Genomic DNA, 16419 nt, shown 5'->3' on the forward strand with positions numbered 1-16419 from the left:
GACCGTTTTTTATAAAATGGAGTTGAAGTAGTCGGTTGCTTTTTCTTTATCTTTCATAGTTAAGTGGCTATAAGTATTAATCGTTCCTTGAATGCTAGCATGTCCAAGTTGTTCTTGAATAATTTTAAAATTTACATTTTTACTAATCATAAAAGATGCGTAGGTATGCCTTAAACCATGAAATTTTATTTTAGGTAAATTGTGACGGTCTACAATCTCACGCCATCTTCCAGACATACTATCTGGATGTGAAGGAATTGTTTTTGTAAATAGTAGATTTATTGAGTTGCCCTCATTATCCTTCATCGGCGTCTAAGCTTCACCTGATGCGACCACCTTAAGTGGAATGTAAGTTCTGTTTGAGAGTAAAAAATAATTAGTAGTATAAAATAATTATCATGATCCGTATTTTTGATGTTCAGTCGGCGAAGTAGTCAAAACAACCACGGGGTAGATTGTGGAAGACCATACCTAATCCTTATTCTTGTTATATAGAAATGGCCATTATCGTTGATGGGTGTGAAGCAAGTGTGATCATGCCATATAAGTATAAATGGGTACAAAAATACAAACGTGAGGGATGGTTTACTAATAAAGAGTATATAAAAAGTTGCCGAAAACGATTAAGTAAAGTGCAGCTGGAACTAATTCACGAATTAGGTTGCTGAATAATATGAGGATAGAAAAAAGGGTCACTCACGGTTAGAAGTGACCCTGTAATGGGATGATGTGACGGTCAACTAGCGTCACAATCTGGTAAGTGCTTGCGATACTCAACCTTAATTTGTGCAAATCGAGATCTCTTATACATTAAGAAAGCCGCAACGTTTGCAGACGCCACAGCTTTCTTAAGTGAACAATATGAGAAGGGTCACTTGGGATAACCAACTAATAAGAGAGGTTTTGTTAAACTAGTTTAGCTTACCACTACTATTTATATGTCGAGTTAACTTGGGTTTTATAGTTTTTGGCCTTTGAAAAAATTAAAAAAAGCTATAACGGCAAGATCGTTACAGCTTCGAGTAGTGTATGAAGACAATTTCATCATTTCTAAATTAAATCTAAATTATACACATTTAATAGAAAATGCCTCTTATTTTTTAAGAAAGTGATCAGATTAACGAAATTACTAAGTATTATCAACTGAAAAGTGATGTTTTGAGTGTTCTTTTAATTTTAAGTACCAATAAAAACTTGTGGCTACAATTAATGCCACAGTCTGTAAAAAGCGCGTGCGAGGCACCACTATTAATGTATGCAACTTAATTTGCCTTATATGTATCTTGGGATAGCTTAGCTCAGTAATCGTGGGGCGATATTAGAAACAGTTTGCTATCCCAAGTAAAGGGTTTTACACATTACCATTATAAAAATATTATTATTCCGTTCTGAATATGACTAAATAGGTATGACTGTAAAGTTTTAAAAATAAAAAGGAACAGTATCGATATAGAGAAGTCTGGCTGCTATGGTGTTGAATACTTCTAAGCATCTCTGCGGAGTGCTTTTTAATATCTTTATATTTCTAGTAGAGAAACCTGATACCATTCGCGCTATGATTAGTGTATAAAGGGGTGCATATATGCTAATTGAATACTATAATTTTAGAAATGGGGAAGAAAAACATAAGGTGGAAATTGATATTGAAGAAGATATCTATGGAGATAATTTAGAAGAAATTCAAATCATCAACCAGAAGATTTCAGAAGCTGCCAATTTACCAATAGGAACTTTTAAATTCCGTAGAGTACTTTAATAATACTTGAAGCAAGCATCTCAAATGAGGTGCTTTTTATTATGCCACGAAGTCCGTTAGATGTATTAAATGGACTTTGCGAGTAGGACTATGAATTGTGGAGGGAATAATTAAAAGGATCACCTTGAGGAAGTGACCCTAAAGAATAGAGGTGTAAGGATTATATAAAGTTATCACATCGGAGGATTTTGTTTTTACGGTCGGGTCAATGGTTCAAAATAAATTAATATGAATTATACATGAAAGCAGCACCAACAATTATTAGAAGAATGAATAGAACTACAATAAGGGCAAATCCTGAACCACTACCATAACCACCGCTACCGCCATAGTTTTGGGACATGAAAAATGCACCTCCTTTCCATAATTTTATTATATGTATAATTTTTGATAGGAGTTGTGACAACTGTCATAGAACCTAAAAGGATAATTAAACATATCAATTTAAGTTGTATCCCAAAAAAGGTACGGCTTTTTATTTTTTTAAGATAAGGGACAGCAACTAGAAAAAATTATGATGGCAGGGTTAGAGACAGCAAAGTCCCGAACTTTGCGATACCAAACGATTATTAGTTAAAGAAAACGTACTGCTCCAACCTTTCATGGCTTGATAAGTTTGACAAAGGAGCTATGGCAAGTGGTGATTTTAAAGGGTTGAAGATTATCATTGCACAACGTTAAAGAGAAAAGCCCGTTACCTTAATTGGTAATGGGCTTTACAAAATTATTGTTTATTTCTAGCTATTAATGAATCTTACCAATGAACTTGAAGTTTATTACCAGTTGGGTCATAAAAGTGGAAAAAGGCATGACCATTATCTTCTTTAATATCTTCTACCTTAACTTGATTATCAATTAAGTGTTGGTGAAATTTGGATAGCTCTGAACTTGTAAAGCCAATGCTAAATTCTTGTTCATTATCAATTGTAAAATGTGCAAATGTTTCATCTTTGGTTGGAACTAAGATAAGTAAGAAAGGCCCTTCATTTACTTTTAATATCGCAAGTTCCTCAGTAATGTTTAATAACTGTAACCCTAATACGTCTTGATACCATTGTACAGATAGTTCTAAATCTTTTACTGGAATTCTAACATAATGCACTTGTTCAATAAATGATTTACTCATGCCTCTCTCCTTTAATTTAATATGGTATATCAAATAGTTCCCTTTCTATATACATTTTTCCTTCCAATTATCAAATTAACCTGCACCGTAGAATAAGTATCAGTTTCACAACTTTCAAGCAGCGAGTAATAATGCTGACAATGCTCCAATGTAAAATAATTTCTTGTATAAAATCTCCCTTGTTATTACCATTTTAGGAAATAACGCAAAGAAAGTATACAAAAAACAGACAACCTTGTTTAGTTATCTGTTGAATGATAAAAAGTTTATTTTGTAATCTTTACATTATTAAATTTGTAGTCTTCCCAGTTAACAGTAATCGCAATGTTAATTGAATCTGCATTGACAGGCTCAAAGAAAATCACATTCTCAGCAGTTACACCTGGTTCTATAGATGAATCAGCGTGAGGAACATCTTTTTTATACCATCTTTTAAAATTGAAGTCAGAGTTGTAACTGTATTGTTTTCCATTTGCAACTACCTTAGACAAAGAAACAGTAGTATTTACTTCATCATCTGAATTATTAACATAGGTTAAATAAACTCTTAAAGAATCTGAATCCTGAATTACTTTGTCAATTTTAACAGTTACTCCATCAATAGTTTTCGTCAATTCAGATTGAGTAGTAGATTCAGTAGCGTTGGTTGAAATAGCAAATGTTTTAGTTTTGCCATCGTAAGTTAGTTTACCTTCAAATAGTTTAGTAACTTCAGCTAACGGTACATATGCAATATTATTAATATACTGTATATCAGTAGATTGCTTTTTTCCGTTAAAAGTTAAATTGTATTTAGTTGCAGCGTAAGCGCCCATACTAAAGGTAAAAAGTAAAATAATTACACTAAATATAACTGTTGATTTTTTCAAATTAAATCCCCCCTTTTTTAACTATATTAGGGAATTTAACAGGCCTTGTACATAACAAAAAACAGACAACTATATTAGATATCTGCTCTTTAAAACTGAGTGATTTCGGAATCGTCGTCGATTTTAGAGCTTCGTCGATTTTTTCTAATGCATACTTCTTATAAAAGTCTCTTCTGATCCCAACTTCGTTTTCCATAAATCTAGTCCGTACAAAGACTGTTATCGATCGATGAAGAAATTAGTGAAGTTAGGAATCATTGAAAAAGTACCAAGCATTAAATTGTACGGCATAAAAGGGACTAATAATTATCGCATTTTCGTATGTCCCAACGAGAGAAAGTCGATGAAGCTAATAATGACAAGGTTTGCCCTCCACAATCTCAGAATCAAGCACTTAATTCTTTTAAGTTCTTTCATGAATATTTTGCCATTGGCTGATAACTTGAAAGATGAATTTCACAAGGTTGTATTGGCTACTCAGGTTCAAAATGCACCTGACTTTATAAAAGCAAAGAACGTGCTATTTAAAATTGCCATGGATAGTAAAGAAGGTACTTTGTATAGTAGCAAGTACATTGAGAGCTGTATTTGTAGGAGCGTATAACAAGGTTGTAGAGTGTTCAAAAGTGAATCCTAATAAAAGCATCATCTATAGAAGAAACTTCTTCTAAAGAACGTCCAGTACCTTTCAACAATTGGTTAGAGGGACTAGGCGCTCAACTACTTTTTAATAAGGAGATATTGTTTTAGAAAATTTGAATGTTGATGTATGTAGCTTGTGCACTATCGAACCAAGTTAAATAGTTGTTTTTAACTGCTTTCATTACATCTTGTAGCTGAAATATGTATCTTTTCTATCTTTGCTGTAAAATTGCTTTCTCAAAGAGAAGGGGATGGTCCTATTGAAATTACGATATAGAAAAGGTACTTGTGCAATAGAGAGACAAAAGTACCTAGAATCTATATTTAGGGTTTTAAAACTACTTTAATACAGTCTTCCTGTTTTGTATCGAATATTTCATAACCATGTTTTGCTTTTTCAAGAGGAAGTACGTGTGTAATGATATCACCTGGATTTACTTTACCATCAGCGATTAAGTTATAGACATAAGGCATGAGATGAACAACTGGAGCTTGTCCAGTACGAATTGCTACATTGCGCTGGAAAATATCTCCTAGTGGGAAGGCGTTGTATCGACCACCATAAACACCAGTAATTTGGATAGTTCCACCTTTACGTACAGCTTGACTGGCTGTTACAATGGCTCCCATAGCACCACTTTGAAGTTTTACGCCACTTGCAAGAAATTCGAGAGGCGTCATTTTTCCGCTCATACCAACACAATCAATGACAACGTCTGCACCACCCTTTGTAATCTCTTTTAAATATTCACCACAATTTTCATGGTCTTCAAAATTAACGATTTCGACGTTATTTGTCTTCTTTGCATGTTTAAGACGATATCCGATGTAGTCAACTGCGATTACTCTTTCTGCTCCTTTCAACCAAGCAAATTTTTGTGCTAATAGTCCAACAGGGCCGCAGCCAAGAATAACAACGGTATCTCCTTTCTTTACACCGGCATTATCTACACTCCAAAAAGCAGTAGAGGCAGCATCAGCAAGGAGAACTAGACTTTCATCAGGAACTTCAGATTTCTCCGGAATTTTGAAAGGGATAAAATTGCCATATGGAACCCGCATATACTCTGCCTGTCCTCCCGGAAAACCGCCTGTTGTGTCTGAATAACCAAAGTAGGCACCCATTTCACCATTATCGTTTGCATTATCACACTGACTTTCCAAATCATGATTGCAATACCAGCATTCCCCGCATGCAATATTAAAAGGAATGACAACTCGGTCACCCTTTTTAACTTTCGTCACACTTTTGCCAACTTCTTCTACAATGCCCATCGGTTCATGGCCAATGACATAGTCTTGTCCAATATTTGGGATCATTCCATGGATCAAATGCAAGTCTGACCCGCAAATGGCAGTAGTGGTTAAACGAACAATAATATCATCGGCTTTTTTAATTTTAGGGTCTTTTACTTCCTTAACCTCAACATTTTTTATACCTTGAAAAGTGACAGCTTTCATAAAAAATTCCTCTTTTTCGTTTATTTTTTCGGTGGGGTAGGGAACAATCCTTTTCGATTCATGCTTTTAGGGAATAAATCCAACTGAGCAATACTAATCGCATTTTCGGCAGATTTAATATCCAGTTCTTTTTGACCTTCTAGATCATAAGGTTTTAACCATTCTTTTTTTAGCATCAGTTCAGAAATTTCAAAGTATAAATCAATCATGACATCCAGCTGTGTTTTCATGATTTTCCGAAGCGCAGGAGAAGCTGTTTCTGTTAAGGCAATTGAAAGATTTCTAATACCAGTCTTTGTTGTAAGTAAAAACTCCAGAGCAAGCCCCGAATCAGTTAGTTCAGGCATTCCAATTGAATTTATAGGATCTAAATAGTCTTTCATACAATTGTCCTCCTAATATTCTAATTCCGATTTAGAGTAGAGCTTAACCATAGCAGTGAGTGCGGGTGTAGATAATTTTACATTTTTGTCCAATAATGCTCTTAAATCATCATCAAAGACCACACCTTGACTCAGCTTCGATTTAAGTAAACTAGTTGTCATAAAGTTAATGACTTCATGAAATTCCATTGTTTCATGAAGTGCTAATTTTTTCTCAAACACGTATTTCCCACCTCCAGAATTTTCTTTAAAAAGTCTACCCTGTAGGAAGTCTATTTATACAAATTCGCCTTAGGGTTTAGATTAAATTGTAATTCTGAAAAATATTTTGATAGCTAGAAATCATGTATTAAAGCATGGTTTAATTGAAATAACCGTAGAAAAGCAAAGAGAACTCTGAATTTAAATTGATTATCCTCCATTAGTGACTATTTAAAAAAGACCACTCCATGATGGGTGGTCTTAAATGATAAAAAATCAACCGATTAACCGACTAAAAACTGACCAATTCATGATTTTTAAAGATTATTTATGATGATTCTTGAGGATTAACGAAAGCTTGAAGACAATAAAATACGGTTATATCAAGCTTTTGTCCAGTATTTGTTACAACTAACTATTAACAATCTTCTTTTTGCATAAATGTTGCGCCAACAATAATAAGTAGAATGAATAGAATAACGATTAAGACAAATGTTGAACTATTACCTTTGCCGTGGTCCATGCAGTAGCCCATGCTATATTCATTCCCATAACCGCTGTAACAACAACTGTAATTACCTACACTACCATAATATCCTGCGTTTCCTACGTTTCCGTAATATCCCATGAAAACCTCTCCTTTCTTCAGTTTATAGTATGTAATTTGTCATTGAAGGAAGTGGGGTATTCGTCTAATGTAAGCTAAAAAAGAGTCACTGAAATAATAATGGTCTACTTCGCATACATAATTAAACGCCAATGTAATCCAATTTGAGGTACTATGTAAGTAACAAGAGAAAAGGAGAAATAAAAAATGTTTACCTTTCTTAAAAACGACATGAAATTTGTGGAAACCGAAAAGAACATTATGAATTCGAATCAGGAATATAATTTAATCGCCTATGATAAAAAAGTTCTTGGGAATGAGGATATTCTAGATATACACGAAGAAACAGAAGAATTACAGATTGAAAGATATTTGGTGAAAAAAGGGGATGACTTTATTGCTATTTTGGATTATGGATTGTCAAGCCCCCGTCATCAAAAACCGTGGATAAGTTTATTGGCAGTACACAAAAAATATCAAGGTTTAGGATATGCAAAAAAAATTTACTTGTTGTATGAGGAACTGATGAGAACCCAACAAGTAAACTGTATCCATATTGCTGTACATTCTACCAATAAAAGCGCTTTAAACTTCTGGACGTCGCTTGGTTTTATACAGTTTGATGAAAGAATTTACGAAGATAAAGTTATCTTAAGTTTTGAGAAGACTTTAGATTGAAAAATTTACTTTACTCATGTTTATTTTAAACGAGTAGAATAAACATGAGTGGTAAACATTAGAATTTTTTGAATGCACCGACAAGAAGTATAACCAGTCCGACGAGAAATAAAGTGGGAAACAAGATGGCCATAAGTCCTACTGTTGCAAAACCATCGCCTTCTTTTATGCCATACAAAATAGAAATGACCCATGCAAACAGTGGAACTATGATTAACATTATAGTGATTCCCCAAATAATTAATGTCGTTTTCTTCGATTTACCAAGGCATATAATAAAAACAATGGATACGATCAACACCAAAGCAATAACAACTACGCCAATCGCCAACTTTCAACCCTCCTAATCTGTAATTAATGGCTGCAAATTCATTTGGGTACTTTTATTCATTCAATAATAGTTCAATTACTTTAGTGATATCATCCCATTCAAAAACTAACTCCTCTAATACTTTGCCACCAATATTGATTTCTAGGCTTGTTATAAGCTTTGCACCAAAATGTTCGTAGAAATATTTTGTTTTATTGTCAGCCAACACTTCTACATATATGGTTTGATAGTTATTCTGCTGAAAGAAAAGGAAGAGTTCTTTCAATAAAAGCTTACCTAGTCCTTTCCCCTGATAGGCTTCTAGGAGATAGAGTGTTTCTAAATAAATCGAATTGGGAAAAGGAGCTGTTTCCCTCTTACCAGCAGAAGAAAAGCCAATAATATCTCCGTCGTCATTTTCAACTACAAGTATCAATTTAGTAAGATCTTCAAGATGACGTTCCCATAAAAGTGTTCGTTGTTTATAAGATAATTTATTTAAAAATTCATCTGGAACAATATCTTTATAGGTAGTTCTCCAACTATCTACATGTACTGTCCCAATGCCTTCAGCATCTTGTACGATTGCCTTTCTAATTTTCATTATGAATCCCTCCAATAATATAGCTTTTAAGTAATATAACATACCATTATTTGGGTTAATAATATAAAATAGGAGATACATATAGTGCAAATTAGTAAAGATCAACTTTTCTTGCAACAAAAATACGAACATCTAATTTCATGAATAGGAGGTTTTCCATGAGTAGCAACTATCAGGTAAGAGACAGCTATTTTATACTTGTTGGTCCACTTCCAATTATTATTATCGGAATGACTATGGTATTTCTAATGATGTTTGTTTTAGTCTTGTGGAAAAAAAGAAAAAACGTATGACAGACCTCACTTGTTTGGGGCGATATCATTATTAATGTAGAAGGGATAATCCATCCCAACGTTTTTATGAAATAAAATCCAGTGATTTAAAAATGAAAATTAAAAATGAAACCATGGTCTATCTGCATAACCATAATAGAAAGGAAGGGTTCTATGGAAATGATTCAATCTATTCCTATTCAACCCGCAGTGAAAGTATTATTATCCTATGCCACATCAAAAACAAACGTGGATCAAGAATATGATTTGTATATATATTCTCCAGCAAGAAAATTATATGGCTATTACATGGATCAAGAACTTGTTGGCTGTATAGGTATTGAAATAGGTGATGCACATCAAAGTGTCATTAAACATATTGCCGTATCGTCAGCGCTTCGTGGGAAAGGAATTGGGCGTGAGATGGTTCAGTTTATTAACCATCATCATTCGTTTTCTTCCATTTATGCTGAAACGGATAGAGATGCTGTGATTTTTTATAAAAATATTGGATTTCACATTACGAGTTTAGGAGAAAAATACCCAGGTGTGGAGCGATTTGCATGCCTATTATCTGGTCCTCCATTGCAGCATACAACTTCCAACTAGTACATAATAATTATCAATCTATGGGGAAAGGAGCGGCATCTATTAAGAGGAAAATGTGGTTGACCATGAGTGTCTTGGCATTTTTAATAGCGGGCTATTCTATCGTCCAATATATTTTGTTGGATGCAAAGCAAGCAGGTTTTGTTCAATTAAAGCTCATGTTAAGTGATACTTTAAACTCATTTTGGTTCATCATGCTGTATATTCATATTATTTTTGGAGTGCTAGCGTTAGTAATTGGCCCTTTTACCTTGTCCTCAAAATTAAGAGAGAACAATGTGAAGTCTCATCGAATATTGGGGAAAATTTATTGTGCCAGTATTTTATTTGGGGGCAGTACAGGTCTTTATTTAGCATTTAACGCCACAGGAGGATGGGTCACGAAATTAGGATTTTGTGTATTATCGATAGGTTGGTTATTGACAATGTTGCAAGCGCTCATAAAAATCAAACATCGAAACATTCAAGCCCATCAAAAATGGATGCTAAGAAATTATGCTTTAACGTTTGCAGCAGTATCCTTACGCATTTGGTTACCTTTGTTTACCATCCTATTTGGGGGTGAAAATTTTCAGTATTATTATGCTGTTATTGCTTGGTTATGTTGGGTGCCGAATTTAATCGTAATCGAATGGTATATCCGGCGTAAACTCGGACCAATTCTTGTGAACATGTATTGAAAAATAATCAGACATTGAGTTCTAATTAGAGCCCAATGTTTTTTTTTATGTTATGGCCAAATACAAAAGCACTCATCTATAATTAACCAAATAGTCAATAAACTAGGTGCATTAATTATCCCCATAGTAAACTTTCGAATATGATGCAAAAGAATGGGAGGTGAAATGTTTGAGATTTAGTTACAGCCGTAATTTTGATAATTTCAAATGTGATTCCAAATGTAACTATCCCATGAAGTATAAGTGTAATGAATTTGGGTGTAATGGATATCCATATGATTTATCTGGCATCCAAGATCCTATAGGTGTAACAGGAGCAACAGGTGCCACGGGTGCGACAGGCATGACAGGTCCTCAAGGTGCACTGGGATTGCCAGGGGCAATGGGACCCCAGGGCATAACGGGCACAACTGGAGTGACAGGTGCCCAAGGACTAGCAGGAGAAACTGGCAATACAGGTCCACAAGGAGCGGCAGGAATAACCGGAGCAATGGGACCTCAAGGGCTTGTGGGAGCAACTGGTGAGAGAGGATTGCAAGGACTAGCAGGATTAATCGGTGCTACGGGATCTCAGGGAGCAACAGGAATAACAGGTGCAACAGGACCACAAGGAGAAATAGGAATAACAGGTGCAACAGGACCCCAAGGAAAGATAGGTATAACAGGAGCGACAGGACCCCAAGGAGAAATAGGAATAACAGGTGCAATGGGACCACAAGGAGAAATAGGAATAACAGGTGCAACAGGACCCCAAGGAGAAATAGGACTAACCGGAGCAATGGGACCACAAGGGATAACAGGGTCAAGAGGTGCGACAGGGCCCCAAGGAGAAATAGGTCTAACCGGAAGCATGGGACCACAAGGGATAACGGGATCAACAGGAGCGACAGGACCCCAAGGAGAAATAGGACTAACCGGAGCAATGGGACTACAAGGGATAACAGGGTCAACAGGAGCGACAGGATTACAAGGAATTACTGGCCAAACAGGAGCCACGGGATTACAAGGGATAACAGGTCAAACTGGAGCCATAGGCATTCAGGGAGTGACAGGACCTCAAGGGGCAGTAGGGAATACAGGGGCGACAGGCCTCCAAGGACTAGTAGGAAATACCGGAGCAACGGGACTACAAGGTACAACCGGTGTCACAGGAGTGACAGGGAATACTGGGGTAACTGGGATTACAGGAGCAACGGGTCTCCAAGGACTAGTAGGAAATACCGGAGCCACTGGGCAACAAGGTACAACCGGTGTCACAGGAGTAATAGGGAATACTGGGGTAACTGGGATTACAGGAGGAACAGGCCTCCAAGGATTAGTAGGAAATACCGGAGCTACAGGACAACAAGGTACAACAGGTATCACAGGAGCGACAGGTATTACTGGAATCACAGGGGTTACGGGGGCAACTGGAGCAAGAGGGACTACGGGTGTTACTGGTATAACGGGCACGACTGGCTCTACGGGTCCGAGTGGTTCAGGTCTCATGGAAGTATACTTATCTACAGATCAATCAGTTGGCAATAATGATTTTCTAGGAACAGGCAATTCGTCAGCTTCTTTTGTCAGAAGTTCAATCGTTATTCCGGAAAATGCTATCATTCGAAGCTTAACTTTGAATATACGGGATCATTCACTTAGCGCAGGACAAACCGCTTCGGCACAAGTATTTATAAGCACGAATGGTGGTTTCACTGCCCCAACTGCAACAGGGATTATTGCGACAGTAACAGGACCAAGTTCAATAACTACTCCAAATAGTTGTGCGAAGGCAAATGCAAACTATTCAATTAATAGTTGTACACTTCTTTCTGTGCAAGTGACTACAACTGGTGGAGCCTTTTCAAATGGCGTTTCGGCAACCATCATTTTGACCACTATTTAGTTTCGTTCGATGTGACTCATTTAATATAGGGAAAAACTGCAAATTGTCATGTTGATCGATGGTTGCTATGAGTATATTTTTTATATTCATTTTATGAGTTGTCGTTAGTTGTTCATGTATCTAGTCCTCCGTATGTTCAGTTTTTTGTAGCTCATGATAATCAATTTTTTCTTCTTTAATAAGAATAATTGGTAGAAAAAGGGGCTGAGGGTTTAGGTTCAAATCTGTACGCATAGTTGTTTGGTGTTGTGTGTGTAAAAAACTAGAGGTGGAGGATCCGTCTGGTTCCCAAAAAGCAACCGCAACATTTTGAACCTCTTCTATTGTTTCTTTTCTTCATTCAGTCAATAAAAAATCTACTGTTATTCGAGCTTTACGTAAGTTTTCGGATATGATTTTCCCATTTTAATATTGGGGAAGCGTCGATAAAATGTCGAAATGTTAACCATTTCGGACTCAAAAAAACACCAATCAGATATAAAAAAACTAAAACGGTTATGGTAATCATGGAACCCTTCATACCTAACCTTCATCAGATAAGGGAAGGGCGATAATAAAATCAAATGTAATGGCCATAGCAAAGTCCAATAATCTTAGTTGTGAAGTAGAACGCTGCCCCATTATTTTTGCTGCAATGAATAAGAAGAAAAAGGCTACAATTGCTCGAAGTGCCCATTGAATGGCAGTAACTTCGACTTTAGAAGAAATTCACATGACACATCCAATCTATATTGTTAAAATAGAAAGAGTTATTATTTAGAAAATTTAATAAAATTAGGAGAATCTGTATGAATACAAAATTACATAACATCATAATGAACATTCAACAGAAGGTTGATTTTTCAGGGACAGTGCTTGTGGAGAATCGAGAGAAGGGTGTCTTAGTCAATCAAAGTTTTGGGTATGCAAACCGTTCTGAGCAAATCAAAAATCAGGCAAAAACTCGTTTTGGAATTGCCTCTGGTTGTAAAATTTTTACGGCAATAGCTATTTGTCAGCTAATAGAACAAGGAAAATTTTCTTTTGACACGAAATTATATGAATGTCTCAACCATCATTTTGCACATTTTGATAAGGACATAACGATTAATCATTTACTGACGCATACTTCCGGGATACCAGATTATTTTGATGAGGAAGAAATGGAAGATTTTGAAGAGTTGTGGGTTGAAAATCCGATGTATCATTTTCGAACATTAAGTGATTTTTTACCTTTATTTCAAAATCGCCCTATGAAATATAAAGTAGGCGATAGATTTCACTACAACAATGCAGGCTATATTTTATTAGGATTAATTGTCGAGCATACATCTGGTATGGTTTTTTCAGAATACATTCAACACTATATTTTTGATCGAGTGAAAATGACGGAATCGGGCTATTACTCGTTGGATGCTCTGCCGTCAAATACAGCCTTAGGTTACATTGACAACCCAGACGGTACATGGAAAACAAATATTTACTCATTACCCGTGAAAGGTGGTTCTGATGGGGGAGCATTTGTCACAGTAGGTGATATGGCGAAGTTATGGCATGCCCTGATGAACTTTGAACTTTTAAATGAAGATTTAACGCAGCAACTTCTAACAGCACATGTAGAAACGGGTGAAAATAATGGCTATGGACATGGTGTATGGATTAAGAAAAATAGCAAACAATCTATTCTGAAATATCATGTTATGGGGTATGATCCTGGGGTCTGCTTCCACTCAGCATATTACCCCGAATATTCTCTCAGGGTAGTGATTTGTTCCAATAAATCAAATGGAGCCATTGATATTATGAGAGGAATAGAAGAGGCATTATTTTCAATTTAAGAGACTTGAATTGTGCGTATTTCGAAAAAAATTTTAAGAAGGAAACCGATTTTGTTTTTTTAATTTTTTCTGCTTATAAGTAATATAAGAGGTTTTCAAAGAAGCATAACTACCAATTGCCGCATAGCCATAAAACCAGCCCATAAATAATCCAGCTAACAAATTGTGGCGATGGCTAATGAAGACGGAAATGAGTAAGCCGATAACTAAAGCGATGGAGGGAACCCAAAAAGGCTTAATATTACACATTCTCTTAATCAATTGTGTTAGAATCATCACTACTGGAACGGCAATTACGGCATCCCAAAAGTTTGTATGTATTAGTGGGAAATGTTCCATACTTTATCACCTCGATTTGAACGATTTAAAACTATTGTTAGCCGTAAATAATATTTTATACTCAAAATGATGGAGCATTGCCTAGGAGGTAACGAATGAAATTAGTTCTTATATTTGGTCCTCAAGCTGTTGGGAAAATGACAGTAGGGCAGGAATTAGCAAAAATAACAGGTTTAAAGCTATTTCATAATCATATGACGATTGATTTGGTTAGTCATTTTTTTGACTATGGTACGAAAGAGGGGAAGAGGCTAGTCAATTTGTTTCGACAGGAGATATTCGAGGAAGTTTCGGCTAGTCAATTATATGGATTGATTTTTACATATGTTTGGGCGTTTGATTTTCAAGAGGATTGGGACTATGTGAAGCAAGTTGCTGAGCTTTTTGAATACAAAGGTGGCATGGTGTACTATGTAGAACTTGAGGCTGCTTTAGAGGAGAGACTTCAGCGCAATAAAGGCACTAATAGACTTGAGCATAAACCTTCAAAAAGGGATCTTATTTGGTCTGAACAGGACTTGTTAACCTCTATAGAAAAATACAGAATGAATTCAGTCGATGGTGAAATTCAATTCCCTAACTATATAAAAATAAACAGCACAAATTTAGGGGCTGAAGACGTTGCAAAAATGGTCCAAGAAAAATTCCGTTTATAAAAAAAACGCTTGGCACCCAAGCGCTTTTTTATTCAGAGGAATCTGGTCTTTTAATTTTAATGATTTCAGAAAACGTTTTGCGCCCTGGGTTTATTTGCGAAACGTCAATAGAAATTTTACGAATAGTATTCTCTTGTAAAGGAATTTTTCCATCTGTCTCCAACTTTTTCCATGCTTTGACGTTGTCGCGATAAAGCACCTCTGATAATCGAAAAATATCTACATCTAATTTTAATCCCTCATTATAGGTTTCACGAATTTCCTGTTTCACTTCCTTAATAATTTGTTTTTTCAGTTCTTTTTCGCTGACTTTTCCTTTAAAACCATTGACGGTTGCACGAAGTTTTAATTCCACATCAAAATAAACATCCTCTTTGTTCACTACAGGTATTTTTTTAACCTGTAATTTGTCAATACTGACGGTTAATTCCTCTTTACCGTCTGTTCTTAATTTAAAGGTGATTTCACCTCTGTTTGTGTAATTATGCATCCATTGATTACCTCGGGCAGCCTCATCCTTCACAAACCCTTTAAAGCCGTCTTTCGATAAAATGCCGACACCAGAAAAATAGGTTTCTTCTACTTTTTCCTCGTCCGTTTGCCAATCTTTTTTGATGGATACATAAGGTACTGTCACTTCATGATTTGGCTCATTTAATCCAATAACGATTTCTCGTAAATTTTTTGGTTCAACAAACGTTTCTTGTTCTGTTGGGTTGATCGGATTACTTAGTTTTGAGGAAGACAGTGAATTTTTTAATATTGGTGAGACAAGGAGGACATCGTGCACTGGATCCTTTGTACAATACATCCAAATTTGATACCTTGTATCTCGAAAACGAATAAACGTATCAATAACGGGGATAAATCGCTCATTTTCCAAGGCGCTCTCCGAGAAAATTATATATCTCATATGCCCCCAAAAAATTTGTTGGTCAGACGATCGATACAATTTGTAGATAGCTTCCTCTACGGTTCTTCCTTTGGCATGGCCGATTTCAGCAGGATCAGCATTTGAACTAGGTTGAACGGATTTAGCGACATCAGCAAAATTGATAATTTGTAAATACACCTCATATTCATCATCAACATAATCAACACCGACTGCATTGACATAGTACATTCTTTGTGGCTCTGTAATATCCCAGCAACCTGCGAGCAGGGTTGTTAGAAAAATCATCACTATAAATTTGAAGGTTGTTTTCATCGTTTCTCCACTCTCAAGTAGCTATTTTATAATAGTAGCTTGGACAAAAGCTGGTGTTTTTATAAAAAAATGTAGGGGGTATTAATACGTTTTGATTGTCTATAAACCTAGGGGAAAATGAATCGAAGAAAATGAAATAATTTTTTATTTTATTTGTAACTTTTTTTAGCGGAATACGCCTAATCCATTAGTAGAATACAAAAAACTAAAGCAAAGTAGTAAAATTCACTTTTCACAAAATGACCAGGGCTCACAATCGAGTACCTGGTTATTTTGTGTTTATTGAAAAAAGGACATGCGTTATTTGCATGTCCTCA

At 35.7% G+C, this 16419-nt stretch carries 20 protein-coding genes; 8 read left to right on the plus strand and 12 right to left on the minus strand.

What is annotated here, in order from left to right:
- Positions 1-9: 9 nt before the first annotated feature.
- Positions 10-306, minus strand: a complete 297-nt coding sequence (locus tag B3D94_RS18475; RefSeq protein WP_069481236.1) for a tyrosine-type recombinase/integrase — start codon at positions 304-306, stop codon at positions 10-12.
- A 1276-nt stretch (positions 307-1582) separates the two neighbouring features.
- Here B3D94_RS18475 and B3D94_RS18480 point away from each other — a divergent pair.
- The gene (locus tag B3D94_RS18480; RefSeq protein WP_291759100.1) at positions 1583-1756 is read left to right on the plus strand and encodes a hypothetical protein; all 174 of its coding nucleotides are present in this window, start codon (positions 1583-1585) and stop codon (positions 1754-1756) included.
- A gap of 223 nt (positions 1757-1979) precedes the next feature.
- Here B3D94_RS18480 and B3D94_RS18485 read toward each other — a convergent pair whose 3' ends face one another.
- From B3D94_RS18485 to B3D94_RS23070, 7 genes are all read right to left on the minus strand, one after another.
- The gene (locus B3D94_RS18485) at positions 1980-2099 is read right to left on the minus strand and encodes a YjcZ family sporulation protein (protein ID WP_083244667.1); all 120 of its coding nucleotides are present in this window, start codon (positions 2097-2099) and stop codon (positions 1980-1982) included.
- Between the two features lie 411 nt (positions 2100-2510).
- Positions 2511-2882, minus strand: a complete 372-nt coding sequence (locus B3D94_RS18490) for a VOC family protein (protein WP_069481237.1) — start codon at positions 2880-2882, stop codon at positions 2511-2513.
- A 266-nt stretch (positions 2883-3148) separates the two neighbouring features.
- On the minus strand, positions 3149-3751 hold the full coding sequence (locus tag B3D94_RS18495) for a hypothetical protein (protein WP_069481238.1): 603 nt from the start codon (positions 3749-3751) through the stop codon (positions 3149-3151).
- A gap of 966 nt (positions 3752-4717) precedes the next feature.
- Positions 4718-5854: a zinc-dependent alcohol dehydrogenase gene (locus B3D94_RS18500; RefSeq protein WP_291759105.1), complete on the minus strand. Its 1137-nt coding sequence runs from the start codon at positions 5852-5854 to the stop codon at positions 4718-4720.
- Between the two features lie 20 nt (positions 5855-5874).
- Entirely contained in the window at positions 5875-6237 is a 363-nt protein-coding gene (locus B3D94_RS18505; RefSeq protein ID WP_069481241.1) for a spore coat protein, read from the minus strand.
- A 12-nt stretch (positions 6238-6249) separates the two neighbouring features.
- Positions 6250-6459 carry a hypothetical protein gene (locus B3D94_RS18510; protein ID WP_016993944.1) on the minus strand — a complete coding sequence of 70 codons (210 nt, stop codon included), beginning with the start codon at positions 6457-6459 and terminating at the stop codon, positions 6250-6252.
- A gap of 397 nt (positions 6460-6856) precedes the next feature.
- The gene (locus B3D94_RS23070) at positions 6857-7066 is read right to left on the minus strand and encodes a YjcZ family sporulation protein (protein ID WP_069481242.1); all 210 of its coding nucleotides are present in this window, start codon (positions 7064-7066) and stop codon (positions 6857-6859) included.
- Between the two features lie 186 nt (positions 7067-7252).
- Here B3D94_RS23070 and B3D94_RS18520 point away from each other — a divergent pair, with 186 nt between their 5' ends.
- Positions 7253-7723, plus strand: coding sequence for a GNAT family N-acetyltransferase (locus tag B3D94_RS18520; RefSeq protein ID WP_291759125.1), 471 nt, complete (start codon positions 7253-7255; stop codon positions 7721-7723).
- 58 nt (positions 7724-7781) lie between these two features.
- Here B3D94_RS18520 and B3D94_RS18525 read toward each other — a convergent pair whose 3' ends face one another.
- Together B3D94_RS18525 and B3D94_RS18530 are read right to left on the minus strand one after the other, a co-directional pair.
- Complete coding sequence (locus tag B3D94_RS18525) at positions 7782-8054, minus strand: hypothetical protein (RefSeq protein ID WP_291759128.1); 273 nt, start codon at positions 8052-8054, stop codon at positions 7782-7784.
- 52 nt (positions 8055-8106) lie between these two features.
- Complete coding sequence (locus B3D94_RS18530; protein ID WP_291759131.1) at positions 8107-8637, minus strand: GNAT family N-acetyltransferase; 531 nt, start codon at positions 8635-8637, stop codon at positions 8107-8109.
- 158 nt (positions 8638-8795) lie between these two features.
- Here B3D94_RS18530 and B3D94_RS18535 point away from each other — a divergent pair, with 158 nt between their 5' ends.
- The 5 genes from B3D94_RS18535 (at position 8796) to B3D94_RS18555 (ending at position 13900) form a co-directional block, all read left to right on the plus strand.
- Entirely contained in the window at positions 8796-8930 is a 135-nt protein-coding gene (locus tag B3D94_RS18535) for a hypothetical protein (RefSeq protein WP_291759133.1), read from the plus strand.
- 153 nt (positions 8931-9083) lie between these two features.
- Positions 9084-9518 carry a GNAT family N-acetyltransferase gene (locus B3D94_RS18540; protein ID WP_291759136.1) on the plus strand — a complete coding sequence of 145 codons (435 nt, stop codon included), beginning with the start codon at positions 9084-9086 and terminating at the stop codon, positions 9516-9518.
- Positions 9519-9559: 41 nt separating this feature from the next.
- Positions 9560-10198: a DUF2306 domain-containing protein gene (locus tag B3D94_RS18545; protein WP_069483340.1), complete on the plus strand. Its 639-nt coding sequence runs from the start codon at positions 9560-9562 to the stop codon at positions 10196-10198.
- Positions 10199-10367: 169 nt separating this feature from the next.
- Positions 10368-12083, plus strand: coding sequence for an exosporium protein (locus tag B3D94_RS18550; RefSeq protein WP_291759139.1), 1716 nt, complete (start codon positions 10368-10370; stop codon positions 12081-12083).
- Positions 12084-12871: 788 nt separating this feature from the next.
- Positions 12872-13900 (plus strand): serine hydrolase domain-containing protein, encoded by a 1029-nt coding sequence (locus B3D94_RS18555; protein WP_069481248.1) that lies wholly within the window; start codon positions 12872-12874, stop codon positions 13898-13900.
- Between the two features lie 33 nt (positions 13901-13933).
- Here B3D94_RS18555 and B3D94_RS18560 read toward each other — a convergent pair whose 3' ends face one another.
- Positions 13934-14239, minus strand: coding sequence for a hypothetical protein (locus B3D94_RS18560; RefSeq protein ID WP_291759143.1), 306 nt, complete (start codon positions 14237-14239; stop codon positions 13934-13936).
- A 95-nt stretch (positions 14240-14334) separates the two neighbouring features.
- On the opposite strand from B3D94_RS18560, the gene B3D94_RS18565 reads away from it, so the two are divergent.
- Positions 14335-14895, plus strand: a complete 561-nt coding sequence (locus tag B3D94_RS18565) for an AAA family ATPase (protein WP_291759145.1) — start codon at positions 14335-14337, stop codon at positions 14893-14895.
- Between the two features lie 28 nt (positions 14896-14923).
- Here B3D94_RS18565 and B3D94_RS18570 read toward each other — a convergent pair whose 3' ends face one another.
- Positions 14924-16102: a Ger(x)C family spore germination protein gene (locus B3D94_RS18570; protein WP_069481251.1), complete on the minus strand. Its 1179-nt coding sequence runs from the start codon at positions 16100-16102 to the stop codon at positions 14924-14926.
- Positions 16103-16419: the final 317 nt, after the last annotated feature.

Source organism: Lysinibacillus sp. UBA5990, assembly GCF_002429815.1.
GTDB classification, from domain to species: Bacteria; Bacillota; Bacilli; order Bacillales_A; family Planococcaceae; genus Lysinibacillus; species Lysinibacillus fusiformis.